Source organism: Stenotrophomonas sp. TWI273 (genome assembly GCF_039674765.1).
Lineage (GTDB): Bacteria > Pseudomonadota > Gammaproteobacteria > Xanthomonadales > Xanthomonadaceae > Stenotrophomonas.
The window spans coordinates 388,068-408,443 of record NZ_JBDJOA010000003.1; the positions used below are offsets into that span (position 1 = coordinate 388,068).

Genomic DNA, 20,376 nt, shown 5'->3' on the forward strand with positions numbered 1-20,376 from the left:
TCTCCGACAACCCGCTGACGACCATGGCGCCGGAATCTCCCGCCGGCCCCTTTGTCCATGTTCCCAGCGTCCACCGTTGCGCTCTCCTCCACGCCGGCTGCGTCGGCCACGCCGCGTTTCCTCCGCGAGCACCTCTGGGCTCCGCTGGCGTTGACCCTGCTCGTCAGCGCTGCGCTGATGGGCGCCGGGGGCGACCAATGGCTGGCCGACCAGTGGTATCGCCTGGAAGGGCAGCAGTGGGCGCTGCAGAACGCCTGGTTCACCACTCACCTGATCCATCAGGCCGGCAAATGGGCCAGCAGTGCGGCGGCGCTCGTGGCGATCGTGCTGTGCTCCCACGCCTGGCGCAGTGAGCGCGCCGTCGCGTGGCGCTGGCCGCTGCTGTACCTGGTGCTGGCGGTCGCGCTGGGCACCGGTCTGGTCTCGCTGCTCAAGTCATTGACCCACATGGACTGCCCGTGGGATCTCACCCGCTACGGCGGCACCCGCGAGTTCATCGGGCTGTTCGCCACACGTCCACCGGGCATGCCGCGCGGGGTGTGCTTCCCCGGGGGGCACTCCAGCGCGGGTTTTGCGTGGGTCAGCCTGTACTTCTTCGCCTTGATGGTGCGCCCCGCCTGGCGCTGGCGCGGCCTGGCGGTCGGCCTGCTGGCCGGCGGCGTGTTCGGGTTCTCGCAACAACTGCGTGGCGCGCATTTCCTGTCGCATGACCTGTGGACGTTGGCCATCTGCTGGACGGTATCGCTGGGCCTGTACCTGCTGGTTGAACGCATCCGGCTGCGCGGACCCGGCACGGTAACCGTCAGTGCGCAGGGAGACGCGGCATGAGCGCCACCCTCCCACGCGTTGCGCGCTTTCCCGCACTGGCCACCCTGCGTACGTGGCGCCCGAAGTGCACCACCGAGACCCTGATCCTGCTCACCAGCGTGTTCTTCGCGCTGGCCTGCAACGGGCTGTTCTGGCACAGCGCGATGGCGACCCACCCGGGCAGCATCGGCTTCGCGCTCTCGCTGTTCCTGTTTCTGGTCGGCGCGCACAGTCTGTTGATGGGCCTGCTGGTCTGGCGCTGGAATGCCAAGGTCGTGATCAGTGTGCTGCTGATCGGCACCGCACTGGCTGCGCATTACATGAACAGTTACCACATCTATCTGGATGCGGACATGCTGCGCAACGTGCTGGCAACCGATCACAAGGAAAGCGGCGAGCTGATCACCCCGACGCTGATCCTGCCGCTGCTGCTGTTGGCCCTCGCCCCCATGCTGCTGCTGTGGCGCGTGCAGCTGCGCCGGCGCACGCTGGGCGCGGCGCTGCTGTGGCGCATCGGTTTTCTGCTGCTGTCGGCGCTGATCGCCTTCGGCGGGGCGATGCTGTCCTTCCAGGAAATGTCCTCGCTGATGCGCAACCAGCGCGAGGTGCGGTACCTGGCCACGCCCGGGAATTTCCTCCTCGGCCTGCCCAAGGCCCTGCGCGGCGACAACCCGATCCAGCGTGCCCCGAAACTGCCGATCGGCACTGATGCCAAGGCGACCCCGCGCGCGGCCGGCAGCCGCCCCCGCCTGCTGGTGATCGTAATGGGCGAAACCGCACGCGCACAGAACTGGGGCCTCAACGGCTATGCCAGGCAGACCACGCCGGAACTGGCCCAGGCCGGGGTGATCAACTTCCCCGACATGCACTCATGCGGCACCAGCACCGAGGTGTCCCTGCCCTGCCTGTTCTCGCCGTATGGGCGCCATGACTACGACGAAACGAAGATCCGCGCGCACCAGTCGCTGCTGCATGTGCTGGACCACGCGGGCATCAGCACGGTGTGGCGCGACAACCAGTCCGGCTGCAAGGGCGTGTGCGAAGGCCTGGAGATGCAGGCGCTGGATGACGCCAAACACCCGACCCTGTGCGCCAACGGCCGCTGCATGGATGAGATCCTGATCGACGATCTGGCCACCCAGGTTCGCGCGCGGCCGGGTGACCGCGTGGTGGTGCTGCATCAGCTGGGCAACCATGGCCCGAGTTACTTCGAACGGTATCCGGCGCGCTTCCGTCGTTTCACCCCGACCTGCGATACGCCGGACCTGGGCAAGTGCAGCCGCGAGCAGATCACCAACAGTTACGACAACGCACTGCTGTACACCGATCACCTGCTCTCGCGCACGATCGGCACGCTGAAGGGCATGGACGACTACGACACGGCGATGATCTACCTCTCCGATCACGGCGAATCGCTGGGCGAGAAGGGCCTGTATCTGCACGGCGTGCCGTATGCGATCGCCCCGCAGGAGCAGACCCACGTGCCGATGACGATGTGGTTCTCGCCGTCCTTCGCGGCCAACCGTGGGCTCAACCTGGCCTGCGTGCGGGAGCGCGCGGGCAACTACACCGATCACGACAATCTGTTCCCATCGGTACTCGGACTGATGCAGGTCAAGACGTCGGTGTATGAACGTGACCGGGATCTGTTTGCGTCGTGCGAGGTTTGAAGCGGAACGACCACTGCTGTCAGCTATTCGCTCTTCCGTTTTGGTCGAGGCAGGCAAAGGCAGAGCATTCGCTGAGACAGCCAACGTTCGCTCTGAACGCCGTTGTTGTTCCCATGAGCACCGACCCGCTGTCGACGGGGCGGTGTGGGTGGCTTGGCGGGACCGTTATGCGCCATGGATGGCGCATATCGAGCCCCCATGGACGGGTTCACGGCGGGTCCCGACAACCCGCCCGCACCGACCCTCCCCACGTAACACGGCCGCTAAACCTTCGCCGTTGAAGTTGCCGCTGAAGTTGTCGTTGACACTGACGATCGACCCGCCCCTTGCTGCCCTGCCCCTTGCGGTGCGCCCGGCGCTTCACTAGCCTTCGCCGGTCTGTCACCACCCAAGGATGTGCCCGTGAACCACCGCCCGCTCCTGCTGGCCCTGGCAGTCAGTGCTGCCGCACTGACGCTGGCGGCCTGCCAGAAGGAACCGTCCCCCGCCGATGCACCGGCCACGGGCACCACCCAGTCCAAGGAAACCGCGGACCAGTTCATCGCCCGCGTCAACGCCGAGTACAAAGCCATGTACCCGGAAATGACCTCGGCCCAGTGGCTGTCTTCGACCTACATCAATGACGATTCCGAGCGCGTCGCGGCCAAGGCCAACGAGCGCTGGCTCACCGTCCTCAATGGCTGGATCACCCAGGCCGGCCAGTACGACGGCCAGCCGATGAGCGAAGACACCAAGCGCCAGATCCACCTGCTCAAGCTGATGACCTCCATGCCCGCCCCGCGCGACCCGGCCAAGCTCTCCGAGCTGACCCGCATCGCCAGCCGCATGGAAGGCGCCTACGGCTCCGGCAAATACTGCACCGATGAAGCGAACCCCCAGAGCTGCCGCCAGCTCGGCGATCTGGAACAGGTGCTCGCCCGCAGCCGCGACTATGACAAGCAGCTCGACGCCTGGCAGGGCTGGCACGGCACCACCAAGCCGATGCGCGCCGATTACGAACGCTTCGTCAGCCTGGTCAATGAAGGCGCCAAGGAAATGGGCTTCGCCGATGCCGGCCAGATGTGGCGCAGCGGCTATGACATGCCCGCCGACCAGATCGGCCCGGAAACCGACCGCCTGTGGGACCAGGTCAAGCCGATGTACGAGCAGCTTCACTGCTATGCCCGCACCAAGCTGGACGGCACGTACGGCAAGGACAAAGCCGAGGTCAACGGCGGCCTGATCGCCGCGCACCTGACCGGCAACATGTGGCAGCAGGACTGGTCCAACCTGTGGGACCAGCTGGAACCGTATCCCGGCGCCGGCAACCTGGACATCACCGCCGCACTGGAAAAGCAGTACCAGACCAACCTCAGTGGCGCACTGGCCAAGGCCGGCAGCGGCGCGAACGTGGAAGCGCTGTACAAGGCCCAGCGTGAAGCCGAACTGCGCACCGCCAAGCAGATGACCGAGCGCGCGCAGGACTTCTATGTCTCGCTCGGCATGCCGGCACTGCCGAAGTCGTACTGGGACAAGACCCAGTTCATCAAGCCGCTGGACCGTGACGTGGTCTGCCACGCCAGCGCGTGGGACATGAACATGGAAGGCGACGTGCGCACCAAGATGTGCATCAAGCCGAACGAAGAAAACTTCACCACGATCTACCACGAGCTGGGTCACATCTATTACGACCTAGCCTACAACCCGCTGCCGCCGTTGTTCCAGGGCGGTGCCAACGATGGCTTCCATGAAGCGATCGGCGACACCATCGTGCTGGCGATGACGCCGCAGTACCTCAACTCGATCGGCCTGGTGGACACCCCGCAGGAAAGCCGCGAGGCGACCATCAACGCGCAGATGCGCATGGCCCTGAGCGGCGTGTCGTTCCTGCCGTTCGGCCTGATGATCGACCGCTGGCGCTGGGGGGTGTTCGATGGCTCGATCACCCCGGACCATTACAACCAGGCGTGGTGGGACCTGAAGGCCAAGTACCAGGGCGTGGCGCCGGCCAGCGCACGCGGTGAGGAGTTCTTCGACGCCGGTGCCAAGTACCACGTGCCGGGCAACACCCCGTATACCCGTTACTTCCTGGCGCGCATCCTGCAGTTCCAGTTCTACAAGGGCCTGTGCGATGCCTCCGGCTACAAGGGCCCGCTGCACCAGTGCAGCTTCTACGGCAACAAGGAAGCCGGCCAGAAGTTCTGGGCGATGCTGAGCAAGGGCGCCAGCCAGCCGTGGCAGGCCACGCTGAAGGAAATCACCGGCGGCGACAAGCTCGATGCCGGCCCGATGATCGAGTACTTCACCCCGGTCAACGAGTGGCTCAAGCAGCAGAACCAGGGCCAGATGTGTGGGTGGCAGGTGCCGGCGGCCACCGCTGCGGCCCCGGCCGCACCGACGGCGCCCGCGGCACCGTAACCCATGGGTTGGGCCGGGCCCTGCCCGGCCGCAGCCCGCAACGAAAAAACCGGCCGAAAGGCCGGTTTTTTTTTGTCCCTGACGCTGTGGCCTGCGTCCGGCCTCGATGGGCCGGGACCACCTGCAACCACACGTGGCGTGGCGCTAGGACTTGGGTTTCAGGGCGGCCGCCAGCTCGGTCTTGAACTGCTCGAAGTCCATGCCATCGGCCTTGGCCTCGGCGTGCGCGGCATCCTTCAACGCGTCCGAGTACACCAGCCGGACCGGCGTGCCCTGCCGCTCGTGCAGTTCGGCGGCCTGCATGATCAAGGCCAGCACGCGTGCCGCGCTGGTGGTCTGGCCGGCGATACGCCCATCCATGCCCAGCACCCACTCGCCATCACGGCGTACCACGCCGGCCAGCAGCGTACGTTGCTGGTCGCGCAGTTCGGCATGCGGCTCGACCGGCGGGGTGGCGGCCTGCTCGCGGTTGGCGGCCAAGGTTTCACGGCGCCGGCGGATGTCGCGGCGCAGTTTGGAGGTGGTCGACATCAGGGACTTCCGGACTGCATGAAAGGGCAAAGGATACCGCACGGGCCCTGGGGGACCCGCCAGCTGCGTGGCCTACTCGATGGGCGTCAGTACTTCGCGGCGGCGCTCGCAATACCGTTCCCAGTACCAGAACGAGCCGCCCAGCGCGAAGAAGCCCATGTAGCCCAACGCCAGATGCACCGGACTGCTGCTGAGCATCGGCGAGACCACACCGGCCACGACGGTGTTGATCATCAGCTGGATGAACATCTGCATCGAAGACGCCAGGCCGCGCTGGTGCGGGTACATGTCCAGGACCGCCAGCGCCAGCACCGGGAAGATCAGCGCCATGCCCACGCCGCCGAGGAAGATCGGCATCACCGCCCACGGCAGCGCGATCTGCTGCACGGACAGCACGTAGGTGATGTTGAGCACGGCCGACACTGCGCACAGGCCGAATCCGATCGCGATCTGCCGCTGCGGCAGGATCCGCCCGGCCATCCGCCCGGACAGGAACGAGCCCATCGTCATGCCGCCGATGGTCGGAATGAACAACCAGGCAAAACCGCCCTCGCCCAGCTTGAGGTGCTGCATCACCAGCACCGGCGCCGAGGCGATATACAGGAAAATGCCAGAGAAATTCAGCGCACCGGCGGCCGAAAGCCGCAGCAGGCGCGCGTTGGACCCCATCCGCGCATAGCTGCGCAGCAGTTCCCGCATCGACAGCGGCGTGCGCGCCTCGACCGGATGGGTTTCCGGCAGCCACTTGCCGGTGGCCAGCAGCAACACCACGCCGAACAGCACCAGGAACCAGAAAATCAGCGGCCAGTCGCCGCCGCCGAGCAGGATCCAGCCACCGATGATCGGGGCGATCGCCGGGGCGACGCCGAAGATCATCGAGACCTGGCTCATCAACCGCTGCGCGTCGGCACCGTGGTACAGATCGCGGATCACCGCGCGGCCGACGATCACACCCACACCGGCGGTCACGCCCTGCAGCGCGCGGAACACCAGCAAGGTGGTCATGTCCCGCGACAGCGCACAGCCGATCGAGGCGCCGATGAACAGCACCAGCCCGCCGATGATCACCCGCTTGCGGCCGAACGCATCCGACAGCGGGCCGTGCGCCAGGCTCATCAGGCCGTAGAACAGCAGGTACACGCTGATGGTCTGCTGCACCGCGACCTGGTCCACCTGCATGCGCTCGCCCAGCAACAGGAACGCCGGGAAAATGGTGTCGATCGAGAACGGACCGAACATCGCCAGGCCTGCGAGCAGCAGGGCCAGGCGGCGGGTCGAGGGTGAGGCGGGCGTCATGCGGGCTTCCGTCAGCGGCCATGCGCATTGCACGGCGGGCGCCTGGCCCGGAACGGGCGGCGCCAGATGAATACGAGGATCCAGTGATCATAGGCCTTTGCAGCCCTTGGCACCATGCCAGGGCGCGGTTTCCGGCGCACGTGCGCGCCCGTATTCAGGTGCCGGAAAGGCCCAGTGGGCCGAAGCGCTGGGCTATAATCGCCCCGCTACATGGTGGGAGAAGCGGACACCCGCTGCCGAAGGCGCAACGCCCGTAATCGCTCAGGCCCGATACCACCCGTACCAAAACTCTGGAGAGACCGGCGAGTGCCGGCGCCGAAGGGGCACGAAGCACGCCGATGCGCGCTTCCAAACTCTCAGGCAAAAGGACAGAGGGGCACCCAGGAAGACCGCAAGGTCCGGTGGATCGCTGTCGCCCGCGACGCGCCCTGGCCCAGCCGCCTTCCGAACGTGCGTGCCCACTCTCCGAGATGCCAGCCATGTCCCAGAACACCCCCTCCCTGCGCGAGCTTGAACACAGCCACGCGTTCGTCGAACGCCATATCGGCCCCAACGACGCCGAAATCGCGCAGATGCTCGACGTGGTCGGCCACGCCTCGCTGGACGCGCTGACCGATGCGATCGTCCCGGCCGGGATCAAATCGCCGGCACCGCTGGACCTGCCCGAGTCGCTGACCGAAGTGCAGGCACTGGCCAAGATCCGCGCCATCGCCGACAAGAACCAGGTGTTCCGCACCTTCATCGGCCAGGGCTACTACGGCACGCTCACCCCGAACGTGATCCTGCGCAACGTGCTGGAAAACCCGGCGTGGTACACCGCCTACACCCCGTACCAGGCCGAGATCTCGCAGGGCCGCATGGAAGCGCTGATCAACTTCCAGACGCTGTGCGCCGACCTGACCGGCATGGAAATCGCCAACGCCTCGTTGCTGGATGAAGCCACCGCTGCGGCTGAAGCGATGACGCTGGCCAAGCGCTCGGCCAAGTCGAAGTCCGATACGTTCTTCGTGCACGACGCCGTGCACCCGCAGACGCTGGAACTGCTGCGCACCCGCGCCGAGCCGATGGGCATCGTGCTGCGCGTGGGCACCCCGGCCGAGGCGATGGAAGCCGAAGCCTACGGCGTGCTGCTGCAGTACCCGGATACCTTCGGCCATATCGGCGATTACAAGGCGCTGGCCGATGCCGTGCACGCGCGCGGCGGCCTGGTCGCCGTGGCCACCGATCTGCTGGCGCTGACCCTGATCGCCGCCCCCGGCGAATGGGGTGCGGACATCGTGGTCGGCAACTCGCAGCGGTTCGGCGTGCCGTTCGGCTTCGGCGGCCCGCATGCCGCCTTCATGGCCTGCCGCGATGCCTATAAGCGCTCGATGCCGGGCCGCCTGATCGGCGTCTCGGTCGATGCGCAGGGCAACGCTGCCTACCGCTTGACGCTGCAGACCCGCGAGCAGCACATCCGCCGCGAGAAGGCGACCTCCAACATCTGCACCGCACAGGTGCTGCTGGCGGTGATGGCCTCGATGTATGCCGTGTACCACGGCCCGGACGGCCTGACCCGTATCGCCCGCCGCACCCACCGCCTGGCCGCGATCCTGGCCGCGGCACTGCGCGGCGCCGGCGTCAACGTGGGCGAGCACTTCTTCGACACCCTGCACGTCAAGGATGTGGACGCCAAGGCGATCCACGCCAAGGCCGCTGCGGCACGCATCAACCTGCGTGCGATCGACAGCGACGCGGTCGGCATCAGCCTGGATGAAACCGCCACCCGCGCCGACATCGTCGCGCTTGGCCAGCTGTTCGGTGCCACGGTCGATGTCGATGCGCTCGATGCGGCCACCGCCGATGCGTTGCCAGCCGATCTGGTGCGCACCAGCGCCTTCCTGACCCACCCGGTGTTCAACACCCACCACAGCGAACACGAACTGCTGCGTTACCTGCGTTCGCTGGCGGACAAGGATCTGGCGATGGATCGCACCATGATCCCGCTGGGCAGCTGCACCATGAAGCTCAACGCCACCGCCGAGATGATCCCGGTGACCTGGCCGGAGTTCGCCAACATCCACCCGCTGGCCCCGGCCGACCAGGCCACCGGCTACAAGGAACTGATCGACGGTCTGGAAGCGATGCTGGTGGAGTGCACCGGCTATGACGCGGTCAGCCTGCAGCCGAACTCCGGCGCGCAGGGCGAATACGCCGGCCTGCTGGCGATCCGCGCCTACCACCGCTCGCGCGGCGAAGGCCATCGCGACGTCTGCCTGATCCCGGATTCGGCGCACGGCACCAACCCGGCCTCGGCACAGATGTGCGGCATGAAGGTCGTGGTGACCAAGACCGATGCCAACGGCAACGTGGACCTGGACGACATCCGCATCAACGCGGAGAAGTACAGCGATCGCCTGGCCGCGCTGATGATCACCTACCCGTCCACGCATGGCGTGTTCGAGGAAGAGGTGGTGGAGATCTGCGAGATCGTGCACAAGCACGGCGGCCAGGTGTACACCGACGGTGCCAACATGAACGCCCTGGTGGGCGTGGCCAAGCCCGGCAAGTGGGGCTCGGACGTCTCGCACCTGAACCTGCACAAGACCTTCTGCATCCCGCACGGCGGCGGCGGCCCGGGCGTCGGCCCGTGTGCGGTCAAGTCGCACCTCGCCCCGTTCCTGCCGAAGGTGCTCGGTGGCGAAGGCGATGTCGGCATGGTCAGCGCGGCCAGCTTCGGCAGCGCCTCGATCCTGCCGATCAGCTGGATGTACATCACCCTGATGGGCACCGCCGGCCTGCGCAAGGCGACCCAGGTGGCCCTGCTCAACGCCAACTACATCGCCACCCGCCTGGCCCCGCACTTCAAGACCCTGTACACCGGCCGCAACGGGCTGGTGGCGCACGAGTGCATCCTGGACGTGCGTCCGCTGGAGAAGACCTCCGGCATCGGCGCCGAGGACGTGGCCAAGCGCCTGATCGACTTCGGCTTCCACGCCCCGACCCTGAGCTTCCCGGTCGCCGGCACGCTGATGGTGGAGCCGACCGAGAGCGAATCGCTGCACGAACTGGACCGTTTCATCAACGCGATGATCCAGATCCGCGAGGAAATCGCCGCGATCGAAGACGGCCGCCTGGACCGCGAGGACAATCCGCTCAAGCACGCTCCGCACACCGCCACCGCGGTCTCGGCCAGCGAGTGGGCGCACGCCTACCCGCGTGAGCTGGCGGCCTTCCCGCTGGCCAGCCTGCGCCAGCAGAAGTACTGGCCGCCGGTGGCGCGTGTGGACAACGTCTACGGCGACAAGAACGTGATGTGCGCCTGCATCCCGGTCGATGCGTACAAGGAAGACGAGGGCGTGGAGGTATAGGTGTCGACCGTTGGTCGGCACGATGCCTGACAGGCGTACCGACCAACGGTCGGTACCTGCCTTGATCGGCATGTATCTGGAATGAAAACGGCCCGCATCGCGCGGGCCGTTTTTTGTTGCGTGCCCTTGCAGGGTGTGCCGACCAACGGTCGGCACCTACCACCCGCCCGGCGTCAATCGGCCTGGCGGCTGGCGCGCACGCGGCGGGTGACTTCGCTGCTGATGGCGATCACCGCGGTCAGCGCCGCCATCGACAGGAACTGCAACCGCGTATGCGCCTCGGACAACAACAGACCGAAAATCAGCGCCAGCACCCCCAACCCGATCACCGTCAGATACGGATACCCCGCCATCCGGAACGGCAACCGCGTCCCATCCCGGTTCGCACGATGGCGCAGAATCAACTGCGACAACAACGAAATCGTCCAGACCAGCAGACACGTCGAGCCCACGATGTTGAGCAGCACCGGCAACACCTTGTCCGGGAACAGCAGCTCCATCACCGTCGCCGCAAAACCGAACAGCACACTGGCCAGCACCGCGATGATCGGCACCTGGCGCGGATCGGTCCACCCCAGCACCGCCGGGGCCTCGCGGCGCTGCGCCAGCGAGTACATCATCCGCGAGGCGCCATACAGATTCGCATTGAGCGCCGACAGCAGCGCGATCACCGCGATCAGCGTGATCGCCGTCGCCGCGCCCGGAATCTTGGCGGCTTCCAGCACGGCAGCAAACGGCGACTTCAGTGCCTCGCTGGTCCACGGCACCACCGCGATGATCACGCTCAACGAGCCGATGTAGAACACCAGGATGCGCCAGGCCACGGTGCGGATCGCGCGGGCGATGCTGCGCTCGGGATCTTCGGTTTCGGCCGCGGCCACGGCCACGATCTCGGTGCCGCCGAAGGCGAACACCACCACCAGCAACGCCGCGCCGATTCCGGCCAGGCCCTTGGGCATGAAGCCGCCGTGCTCGGTGAAGTTGCGCAGGCCCGGCGAAGCCACGTCCGGCAGCCAGCCCATCAGCAGGGCCACGCCGATCAGGATGAAGCCGACGATCGCGGCGACTTTGAGGATGGCGAACCAGAATTCGAACTCGCCGAAGTTCTTCACCCCGAGCAGATTGATCGCCGTAAAGAACAGCATGAAGGCCAGCGCGGCCATCGGCACCGGGATCGCCGGCCAGACCGTGGCGAGCAGCCCGGCCGCCCCTACCGCCTCGGCGGCGATGACGATCACCAGCTGCACCCACCACAGCCACCCCACCGTCGCGCCGGCGGTGGCGCCCATGGCGTCGGCGGCGTAGACCGAGAACGCGCCGCTGGTCGGCTTGGCCGCGGCCATTTCGCCCAGCGCGTTCATCACGATGATCACCAGCGCGCCGGCGACCAGATACGACAGCAGGACTGCCGGACCAGCGGCCTGGACGCCCACCCCGGAGCCGAGGAACAGGCCGGCGCCGATCGCGCTGCCCAGGCCCATCATGATCAGCTGGCGGGGCTTGAGCGCGTGCCCCAGGCGGGTATCGGCGGGCGGAGTGGCAGGAGCCGGAGTCTGGGATGCGGGCATCGGAATCGATTGGCAGGCAACAAGTGCGACACCATACCCTGTCGGCCGCGCGACGGCATAGGCCGGAAGCCCCACCCCGCATCAGGCAGCGGCGCGCTCGCCGATCTGGGCACGGTAGGCCCGTGGCGACAGCCCGACCTCGGCCTTGAACTTGCGGGTGAACGCGCTCTGGTCGGTGAAACCGCAGGCCTGGCCGATGCTGGCGATGCTGTCCGGGCCATGCAGCAGGTGTACCGCCATCTGGATGCGCAGACGGGTCAGCACCTGCTGCGGGGTCATCTGGAACACCTTGCGGAAGGTGCGCTCCAGTTTGGATAGCGAGAACCCGGTGATGTCCAGCAGGGTCTGCATGCGCACGTTCTCGGCGTAATGCGCATTCAGATGTGCCAGCGCGAGGCGCAGCTGTTCGTACTGGGTGCCCAGGCTGTCCTTCTGGCCGAGGTCGCGCGAGATCCCGATCAGCCCGCGGATCTGCCCATCCACCAGCAGCGGCCGCTTGCAGGTCAGGCACCAGCCCGGCTCGCGGTTGGCGAACAGATGCAGTTCCATCAGGTTCTCGATGACCTTGCCCGCCAGCACCTGCTCATCCTGGGTGGCGTAATCGGCCCCCAGACCGGTTGGGTAAATCTCCGCTGCGGTGCGCCCGATCACGTCCTTGCGGGATTTCAGCCCCAGCCGACGCAGCATGGTCTGGTTGATGTGCGTATAGCGCCCGTCGCAGTCCTTCATGAAGAACAGGACGTCGGGGATCGCATCAAACAGGGCTTCGATGTCGGCGGGTTCAACGCGCATGCGGTCGGGAAGAACAGGGGAAGACGCGCCCAAGGATACCTGCCCGCACGCGCGTCACCCAGCGCCCGGGCGCCGCATGTGAAGCGCGGGTGCAAGCAGCGCCCGGTTTTCGCACCCTCGATTAACGCCCCGGCCGCCAGTGTGAGGCGATCCCCTTCCCGCCAGCTCCCGGAGTCGCCTCATGGCCGCCAGCAAGAAAAGCACGAAGAACGCCCCCGCACCCGCCACCGACGCCCGCGGCGAAGGGGATGAACTGCACCAGCGCGCGGGCAATGGCCATCCCGTCCTGACGACCAACCAGGGCATACCGGTCGGTGACAACCAGAATTCGCTGCGGGCCACCCCGCGCGGGCCGACCCTGCTGGAAGACTTCATCCTGCGCGAGAAGATCACCCACTTCGACCATGAGCGCATCCCCGAGCGCATCGTGCATGCGCGCGGCAGCGCCGCACACGGCTACTTCGAGCTGACCCGCTCGCTGGGTGAGTACACCCGCGCCCGGATCCTCAGCGAAGTCGGCGTGCGCACCCCCCTGTTCACCCGCTTCTCCACCGTGGCTGGCGGCGCCGGCTCGGTGGATACGCCGCGCGATGTGCGTGGCTTCGCGGTCAAGTTCTACACCAAGGAAGGCAACTGGGATCTGGTCGGCAACAACATCCCGGTGTTCTTCATCCAGGACGCGATCAAGTTCCCCGACCTGATCCATGCAGTGAAGATGGAGCCGGACCGTGCCTTCCCGCAGGCGGCCAGCGCGCACGACACCTTCTGGGATTTCGTCTCGCTGATGCCCGAATCGATGCACATGATCATGTGGGCGATGAGCGACCGCACGATCCCGCGCTCGCTGCGCACCATCGAAGGCTTCGGCATCCACAGCTTCCGGCTGATCAACGATGCCGGCGAGTCGACCTTCGTCAAATTCCACTGGCGGCCGAAGCTGGGCATCCAGTCCACGGTGTGGGACGAGGCGGTCAAGCTGCAGAGCGCGGACAACGATTTCCACCGGCGCGACCTGTTCGAGGCGATCACCGCCGGCGATTTCCCCGAGTGGGAGCTGGCGGTGCAGCTGTTCACCGAGGAACAGGCCGAGGCCTTCCCGTTCGACCACCTGGATTCGACCAAGATCATTCCCGAGTCGCTGGTGCCGCTGACCGTGATCGGACGGATGGTGCTGGACCGCTGGCCGGACAACTTCTTCGCCGAGACCGAGCAGGTCGCCTATTGCCCGGCCAACGTGCCGCCGGGCATCGACTTCAGCAACGATCCGCTGCTGCAGGGCCGCCTGTTCTCCTATCTGGATACCCAGCTCAGCCGCCTGGGCGGCCCGAATTTCCACCAGATCCCGGTCAACGCGCCCAAGTGCCCGTTCGCCAACCACCAGCGCGACGGCCACATGCAGATGAACATCCCGAAGGGCCGGGTCGCCTACGATCCGAGTTCGCTGCAGGGCGACAGCCCGCGTGAGAGCGTCGACGGCTTCCCCAGTCACGCCACCGCGCCGGATGACGGCCGCAAGGGCCGCGTGCGCGCGGAGAGCTTCGCCGATCACTACAGCCAGGCCCGCATGTTCTTCCGTAGCCTGGAGGCGCCGGAGCAGGCGCATCTGGCCTCGGCGCTGGTGTTCGAGCTGTCCAAGGTGGAGACGGTCAAGGTGCGCGAGCGCACCGTGAGCCACCTGCGCAACATCGACGATGCACTGGCCAAGCGCGTGGCCGACGGTCTGGCGATGCCGGCGCTGCCCGAGCCGGCCGCCACGCAGACCCCGGCACAGGATTTCCCGAAGGCGCCGGAAGTGCGCATCATCGGCCGCACCAAGGACCTGCTCAAAGGCCGCTGCATCGGCATCCTGTTCGACGAAGGCTCCGACGCGGCCTTGATCGCCAACCTGCGCAAGGCGGCCGACAAGGCCGGGGCGAGCGTGAAGCTGGTCGCGCCGAAGATCGGTGGCGCCAAACTCAGCGACGGCAAGACGCTGGCCGCCGATGGTCAGCTGGCGGGCACGCCCTCGGTGGTGTTCGATGCGGTCGCCGTGGTGCTGAGCAACGACGCCGCCAAGAAGCTGAGCAGGGAATCGGCCGCGATCGATTTCGTCAGCGACGCCTGGGCCCATCTGAAGGCGATCGCCGCCGATGACGGCGCACAGGCGCTGCTGAAGGTTGCCCGGGTCGGCAACGATGCCGGGGTGGTCGAGGCCGAGGATGCCAAGGCCTTCCTCGCCGCCGCCGCTACCCGCCAGTGGGCCCGCGAACCGAAGGTGCGCACGCTCGCCTGAGCGGCGCTTTCGTCATCACCACACAGGAGCACGTCCATGCCACGGGGTGATAAATCCAGCTATACCGACACGCAGAAGCGCAAAGCCGGGCACATCGAGGAAAGCGAGAAAGACCAGGGGCGCAGCGGTGCCGCCGCCGAGCGCATCGCCTGGGCCACGGTCAACAAGCAGGATGGTGGCGGCAGGAAGGGCGGCAGCGCGAAGAAAACTGCAACCCGGACAACGAAAGCGTCGGCGACGAAGAAGGCAGCGGTAAAAAAGACCGCTGCACAAAAGGCTGCGACGAAAGCAGTGCCCAAGAAGGCCACCAGCAAGACCGTAAAGAAGGTGGCGAAGAAGGTGGCGAAGAAAGCGACGAAGAAGGCCGCGAAAAAGGCGACGCCAACACCCGCCGTCAAGAAGGCCGTGAAAAAAGCGGCAAAGAAGACCGCTGCAAAGCAGGCCCCCCGAAAAGCAGCGTCGAAAACCGCCGCCGGGACGTCTGCGAAAAAGGTACCAACGGGCGCCCGTAAAGGAGCCGCCAGCAACGCCTGATCTACACGCCGGGCCCTGCCGCGTGCTGCCTGAGGCAGCATGCGGCAGGGCGCAGGCAGTGCTGCTTACCGTTTCGCGGCGGCAGTGGGCTGCGCCGACGGCGTGACCGGCTTGGGCGCTACCGGCTTCGCCGGCAAGGGCATCGACTGCAGCCGGCGGATCGAGCCGATCGGCACGGCTTCTGCCCGCCGCTGCGCCGGCCACCACAGGAACACGAACGCGCTGCTGGATCCCAGCAGCTTCGCGGTGCCGGGAAGCGCGGCCGCGTCACCCTCGAGCACGACCTGCACGGGCGTACCGCCCTTCCCATCGAGGATCTTCTCGGCCGTGCTCAGGGCATACAGCGCCGCGCCGAATGCCATGAAGCAGACCACCGCAATGCACATGCCGGTCAGTGGGCGCAGCCCGGAGAATTCCCAGTTCATCCACGGCGATTCCGAGAACAGCATCCGCCATCCCCAGTGCCGCGCGCGCAGGCGTGCCACCTTGGCAGGGTTGCGCCGCCGCAGCGTCTCCGGCCAGCCCAGCACCACGGCAAGCAGGGCCCCCAGCAACAGGATCAACAGGTAGGCGGGATCGCGCAGCCCGGCGACCAGGAAATCACTGACCTGCAGGTAGTCCAGGATCGACAGCCGGAATTTGAAATAGAAAAAGAAGCTCGACCACAGCCCCAGCACGGAGAGGAACACATATCCCGCGCTCACCATCAAGGCCGGCTCCTGCCGCAGCAGGCGCCAGATCACGGCCACCATCGAATCTTCGTTGCCATGCGTGATCGGCAGCAACGACCAATCGGTCGGCGTCTGCTCGGCCGGGACATCCCCGTCAATGCTGCCCTCGTCCCTGCTGCCCATGCGCCCCTCCCCCGTTCGGCAGAGCATCGCGCACTTTGGCGATGGACGGAAGCGGGCCCGCCCCGGGTGTGCCCCGGTCGCCGCGGCCGCCATGCCGCCTCGCCTCACTGAACGCTGAAACTGGCCACCGTGGCGTGCTCGGTCCCTTCGATACGCAGGTCGATGGCGAAGCGGTCGCACAGCCGCTGCACGATCGCCAGGCCGAGCCCGAACCCGGCACTGCCCTCGCCCTTGGTGAACGGCCGCATGATCGCCTCGGGATCGCCCGCCAGGGCGGTGTTGCGGATCCGAAGCCGCCCGCTCGCCACCTCGATGCGCACCTCGCCCGAACGGGTATGCGCGAACGCGTTGCCGACCAGATTGGCCAGCAGCATGTGCAGCACCGGGCCCGGCACCGGCAGGCGCACGTCGGCCGGCACGTCGACCCGCACCTCCACCGGCTTGCCATCCAGCAGCGCGGCCTGCTCGACCACCACCTGTTCCAGCACCGGCAGCACCGCCAGTGGCGTCGCATCCTGTTCCACGTTCTCTTCGCGGGCCAGTGTCAGCAGGGTGATCACGGTCTGTTCGAGTTGACGCGCCGAATGCTGCACATGCGCGAGCTGCCGCCGCCCAGCCTCCGACAGGCCGGGTTCGCTGGCCAGCTGTTCGGTGGCACTGCGGATCACCGCCAGGGGCGTGCGCAGCTCATGGCTGGCATCACGGGTGAAGGCATGCTCGCGCGCAATGAAGGCACGCACGCGCCCGCTCAGATTGTCCAGGCCGCGGGCGAGCACGCCGACCTCGTCATCGGGGAAGTCCCCGGCGAACCCCACCGGCAACCTGTCCGGCGCCATGCCATCGACCAGCGACGCCAGCTTCGACAAGGGACGCGTGGTACGTCGAGCCAGCCATGCGCCAGCCAGGAGGGCGATCATCACCACGGCCAGGCCGGACCAGGCCAGCAGCGCCAGAATCTGGCTGCGCATCGGCCGCACCACCAGCTGCTGGCTGACCTCGGCTACCAGCCACCCCGGCGTACCTGCCCCGTCCGGCGTCACCGCCCGCAGGTGATAGTGCCGCCCCTGCGCACCGGCCATCTCGCGACGCCACGGCTCGGCATCGAAGGCGGCCTTGAGATCGGACGGAAACGTGGCAGGGCTGTCGTGGATCGTCATGAAGGCGTTGCGCGGCGGCGACCACGTCCCACGGGTGGCCCGCTGATCCAACTGCTGCTGCGCTTCCTGCTCAAGCATCGCATCGAAGAAGCGATCCTCCACGCTGTACACGAATACCGCCACGTACAGGCCGAACAGGCCGGCCACCGCCAGCGCGAACACCGCGAAGGCCAGCATCAACCGGTTGCGCAGGCGATGCCCCCGTTCCGTCATGCGTCGGCCTCCAGCTTGAAGCCGACATCGTGCACGGTCCTGAGCATCGGCCGCTTGAACGGTTTGTCCAACGCCTGGCGCAGCAGGTAAAGATGCGAGCGCAGCGGATCCGACGGCGGCGCCTCATCGCCCCAGAGACGCCGGATCAACTCGCTGCGGGTCACCGTGCGCGGCCAGGCTTCGGCGAGCAGCACCAGCAGCCGATAGGCGGTCTGCGGCAACTCGATCGCCTGCTCACCGCGGCACACGGCGCCGCTACGGCGGTCGATGCCGAGGGATCCGATACGCAGCACATGCCCGTCGCGTCGGCCGTGTCGATGGGCCAATGCCAGGCATCGCGCCAGCAGTTCCTCGCCTGCGAACGGTTTGACCAGGTAATCATCGGCACCGGCCTGGAAGCCGATCAGCTTGTCGGCCAGCGTGTCGCGCGCGGTCAGCATCAGGATCGGGATGTGACGGTCGGCCTGCTCACGCAGATGTCTGCACACGCGCAGGCCATCCATGCCCGGGAGGGTGAGGTCCAGCACCAGCACATCCGGCGGCGCTTCCAGCGCCATCTGCAGGCCGCTGCGGCCATCGGCGGCGAAGGCCACGCGATGGCCGCGGGCCTCCAGCAGCGTGGCCATGCCGGCGCGCAGCGCCGGGTTGTCCTCGATCACCAGGATGTGCAGGCCATCGTCCATGGGTCAGCCTTCGATCGTGTCCTTGAGCTGCTTAGCTTCGGCCATGTCCGGGTGGGTTTCCAGCAGTTTGCCGAGTACCGTGCGCGCCTGGGCCACCTCGCCCAGCCGCCAATGTGCCTGTGCGATGCCGAGCGGCAGCTGCGGTTCGCTCATGTACGGGGCCGCCAGCTGCATGATCGACAGCGCGTCACGTACCGCCGCATCGTCCTGCGCGGCCTGCAGCTGGTAGTAGCCGAGCACGCCGATCAGCTGATCGTGATAGCCCGTACGATTGCTGGCCAGCTCGCGCTTGACCGCCTCCCCTTCACCGGCCAGCAGGCGCTGCACCAACGCCATGCTGGCCTCATCGCGCCACGGCGTGCGCGCGATCGGCGTGCGGCCGGTGGCCCGCACGATCGCCTCGGCGACCGCCGGTGTCGAATACGGGTTCTGCCCGGTGATCAGGCGTCCGTCCACCACCAGTCTGGGCATCATCAGCGGCGCCTGTTCCCAGCGCGCGCCGCGCTCGCGCAGGGCCGTCTCCAGCAGGAACGGGAACTCCTTCGCCCAGCGCTTGCCGAACACGCCCTCCTCTGCGTTGGTGAAGCCGGTCATGCGCCGCCCGGCGACCAGCAGCGCTCCGTCTGCCAGCCGCACGTCCACCAGCGCAGCCGGGCCGTGACAGACCGCCGCGACCACCGCGCCGCGATCGTACATCGTGCCCAGCAGACCGCGCAGTGCGGCATCGGCGGGCAGATCGAACATCGCCCCCTTGCCCCCGACCACGTAGACGGCCGCATAGTCGGCCGCCCGGAGGGTGGCGGTGGCGCGGGTGTCGGCCAGCAACGCGGCCGCAGCCGGATCAGCAAGGACCCGTGCATTGAAGGGCTCCTTGGCATCGAACTTGTCGGCCTCCACCGGCCCGCCGCGTGGGCTGGCCACCTGCACGGCCAGGCCGTTGTCGCGGAAGATCAGGTAGGCCTGGGCGAATTCGTCCATCTCGAACCCGGGGCGGGTCTTGCCCTGGTCGCGGCCCTCGCCGCTGACCACGATGAGCACCGTCTCGGCCGCTGCCGGGCCGGCGTGGAGCGAGGGAACGGCCAGCAACAAGGCCAGCACAGCACCGGTACGGCGCAACAGGGACAGCATCATGGGCGGCACTCCTTGGGAAAGTGATCCCAGCCTGCGCGCCGGATGTGAATCAGATTTCAAGCCCGCCTGGGCGTGCACACAGCTGAACAACCCGGCGGCCGAGTGCCGTGTCGATGGCTCCATCGGCCCGAAGATGCGAAAATCCCTCCCCCTCCAGGGCAGGCCCCGCGCCAGCCGATTCCCGAGATACCGTGAAGACCCCCCAAGGCTTGCAGGCGCTGATCGACGACGGCGTGATCGATGAAGTGCTCCGCCCGCTCAAGAGCGGCAAGGAAGCAGCGGTATACGTGGTCCGCAGCGGCGACGATGTGCGCTGCGCGAAGGTCTACAAAGACATGGCGCAGCGCAGCTTCCAGCAGCGCGTGCAGTACCAGGAAGGCCGCAAGGTCCGTGGCAGCCGCGAAGCGCGCGCCGTGGGCAAGGCCAGCAACTACGGCCGCAAGCAGCAGGAAGCGGCCTGGAAGAACACCGAAGTCGATGCGCTGTACCAGCTGCGCGATGCCGGCGTGCGCGTACCCGAGCCGTATGGCTACTTCCACGGCGTGCTGGTGATGGAGCTGGTCACCGATGCCGAGGGTTATTCCGCCGCGCGCCTGGGTGAGGTTGAACTGAGCCCGGAGCAGGCACGCCAGTTCCACCAGATCCTGGTCCGCCAGGTGGTGCGCATGCTGTGCTGCGGCCTGATCCACGGCGATCTGTCGCCGTACAACGTGCTGGTTGGCCCGGAAGGCCCGGTGGTGATCGATTTCCCGCAGGTGGTCAGTGCGGCGGGCAACAATGCCGCGCGCACGATGCTGCTGCGCGACGTCAACAACCTCACCGCGTACCTGGGCCGTTGGGCGCCGGAGCTGCTGGAGACCTGGTACGGCGAGGAGATGTGGGCGCTGTTCGAGGCTGGCGATCTGCTACCGGACAGCGTGCTGACCGGTGAATTCGAGCAGGATGAAAGCAGCATCGATCTGGATGGCGTACGCCATGCCATCAACGATGCGCGCGAAGAAGCGCTGATCCGCCAGCAGGGTCGCGAAGCCGCCGAAGAAAACGACGACTGAGCGGGGCGCGCCGCTGCGTCGGGCGGCCGGATCGGCATGAGAAAAGCCCCGCCGATGCGGGGCTTTTCT

General features: G+C 67.0%; 15 protein-coding genes and 1 riboswitch. Of the genes, 7 read left to right on the top strand and 8 right to left on the bottom strand.

Going from position 1 to position 20,376, the window contains the following annotated elements:
* Positions 1-57: 57 nt before the first annotated feature.
* The 3 genes from ABE571_RS06350 to ABE571_RS06360 all read left to right on the top strand — a co-directional run bounded on the left by ABE571_RS06350 (position 58) and on the right by ABE571_RS06360 (position 4,874).
* Complete coding sequence (locus ABE571_RS06350; protein WP_346493385.1) at positions 58-828, top strand: phosphatase PAP2 family protein; 771 nt, start codon at positions 58-60, stop codon at positions 826-828.
* Entirely contained in the window at positions 825-2,477 is a 1,653-nt protein-coding gene (locus ABE571_RS06355; protein WP_346493386.1) for a phosphoethanolamine--lipid A transferase, read from the top strand. Before ABE571_RS06350 ends, ABE571_RS06355 begins: the two co-directional genes overlap by 4 nt.
* Before the next feature lie 402 nt (positions 2,478-2,879).
* On the top strand, positions 2,880-4,874 hold the full coding sequence (locus tag ABE571_RS06360) for a M2 family metallopeptidase (protein WP_313219096.1): 1,995 nt from the start codon (positions 2,880-2,882) through the stop codon (positions 4,872-4,874).
* Positions 4,875-5,018: 144 nt separating this feature from the next.
* On the opposite strand, the gene ABE571_RS06365 is transcribed toward ABE571_RS06360, so the two are convergent.
* Together ABE571_RS06365 and ABE571_RS06370 are read right to left on the bottom strand one after the other, a co-directional pair.
* Positions 5,019-5,405 (bottom strand): hypothetical protein, encoded by a 387-nt coding sequence (locus ABE571_RS06365; protein WP_123730505.1) that lies wholly within the window; start codon positions 5,403-5,405, stop codon positions 5,019-5,021.
* A 72-nt stretch (positions 5,406-5,477) separates the two neighbouring features.
* Positions 5,478-6,701: a multidrug effflux MFS transporter gene (locus ABE571_RS06370; protein ID WP_123730504.1), complete on the bottom strand. Its 1,224-nt coding sequence runs from the start codon at positions 6,699-6,701 to the stop codon at positions 5,478-5,480.
* A gap of 280 nt (positions 6,702-6,981) precedes the next feature.
* A riboswitch (glycine riboswitch) is annotated at positions 6,982-7,083 on the top strand.
* Positions 7,084-7,171: 88 nt separating this feature from the next.
* Between ABE571_RS06370 and gcvP the strand changes: the two genes are divergently transcribed.
* The gene (gcvP, locus tag ABE571_RS06375) at positions 7,172-10,051 is read left to right on the top strand and encodes an aminomethyl-transferring glycine dehydrogenase (RefSeq protein ID WP_346466006.1); all 2,880 of its coding nucleotides are present in this window, start codon (positions 7,172-7,174) and stop codon (positions 10,049-10,051) included.
* A 173-nt stretch (positions 10,052-10,224) separates the two neighbouring features.
* Here the strand turns inward: gcvP and ABE571_RS06380 are convergent, their stop codons facing one another.
* Both ABE571_RS06380 and ABE571_RS06385 read right to left on the bottom strand, forming a co-directional pair.
* Complete coding sequence (locus ABE571_RS06380) at positions 10,225-11,625, bottom strand: amino acid permease (RefSeq protein ID WP_313212766.1); 1,401 nt, start codon at positions 11,623-11,625, stop codon at positions 10,225-10,227.
* Between the two features lie 75 nt (positions 11,626-11,700).
* On the bottom strand, positions 11,701-12,411 hold the full coding sequence (locus ABE571_RS06385) for an AraC family transcriptional regulator (RefSeq protein ID WP_179460368.1): 711 nt from the start codon (positions 12,409-12,411) through the stop codon (positions 11,701-11,703).
* A 181-nt stretch (positions 12,412-12,592) separates the two neighbouring features.
* On the opposite strand from ABE571_RS06385, the gene ABE571_RS06390 reads away from it, so the two are divergent.
* Positions 12,593-14,683, top strand: coding sequence for a catalase (locus ABE571_RS06390; protein WP_346463050.1), 2,091 nt, complete (start codon positions 12,593-12,595; stop codon positions 14,681-14,683).
* Between the two features lie 36 nt (positions 14,684-14,719).
* Positions 14,720-15,217 carry a HupB gene (locus tag ABE571_RS06395; RefSeq protein WP_346481447.1) on the top strand — a complete coding sequence of 166 codons (498 nt, stop codon included), beginning with the start codon at positions 14,720-14,722 and terminating at the stop codon, positions 15,215-15,217.
* 65 nt (positions 15,218-15,282) lie between these two features.
* Here ABE571_RS06395 and ABE571_RS06400 read toward each other — a convergent pair whose 3' ends face one another.
* From ABE571_RS06400 to ABE571_RS06415, 4 genes are read right to left on the bottom strand one after another with little or no spacing between them, the layout of a single operon-like run.
* A complete protein-coding gene (locus tag ABE571_RS06400; protein ID WP_346481446.1) occupies positions 15,283-16,164 on the bottom strand; it encodes a hypothetical protein in 882 nt (293 codons plus the stop codon).
* Positions 16,165-16,175: 11 nt separating this feature from the next.
* Positions 16,176-17,441: a HAMP domain-containing sensor histidine kinase gene (locus ABE571_RS06405; RefSeq protein WP_346493387.1), complete on the bottom strand. Its 1,266-nt coding sequence runs from the start codon at positions 17,439-17,441 to the stop codon at positions 16,176-16,178.
* On the bottom strand, positions 17,438-18,124 hold the full coding sequence (locus tag ABE571_RS06410) for a response regulator transcription factor (protein ID WP_346493388.1): 687 nt from the start codon (positions 18,122-18,124) through the stop codon (positions 17,438-17,440). The genes ABE571_RS06405 and ABE571_RS06410 overlap by 4 nt, the downstream gene beginning before the upstream one ends.
* A gap of 3 nt (positions 18,125-18,127) precedes the next feature.
* Positions 18,128-19,255, bottom strand: a complete 1,128-nt coding sequence (locus ABE571_RS06415) for a DJ-1/PfpI family protein (protein WP_313219111.1) — start codon at positions 19,253-19,255, stop codon at positions 18,128-18,130.
* Positions 19,256-19,446: 191 nt separating this feature from the next.
* On the opposite strand from ABE571_RS06415, the gene ABE571_RS06420 reads away from it, so the two are divergent.
* Positions 19,447-20,307 carry a PA4780 family RIO1-like protein kinase gene (locus tag ABE571_RS06420; RefSeq protein WP_313210901.1) on the top strand — a complete coding sequence of 287 codons (861 nt, stop codon included), beginning with the start codon at positions 19,447-19,449 and terminating at the stop codon, positions 20,305-20,307.
* Positions 20,308-20,376: the final 69 nt, after the last annotated feature.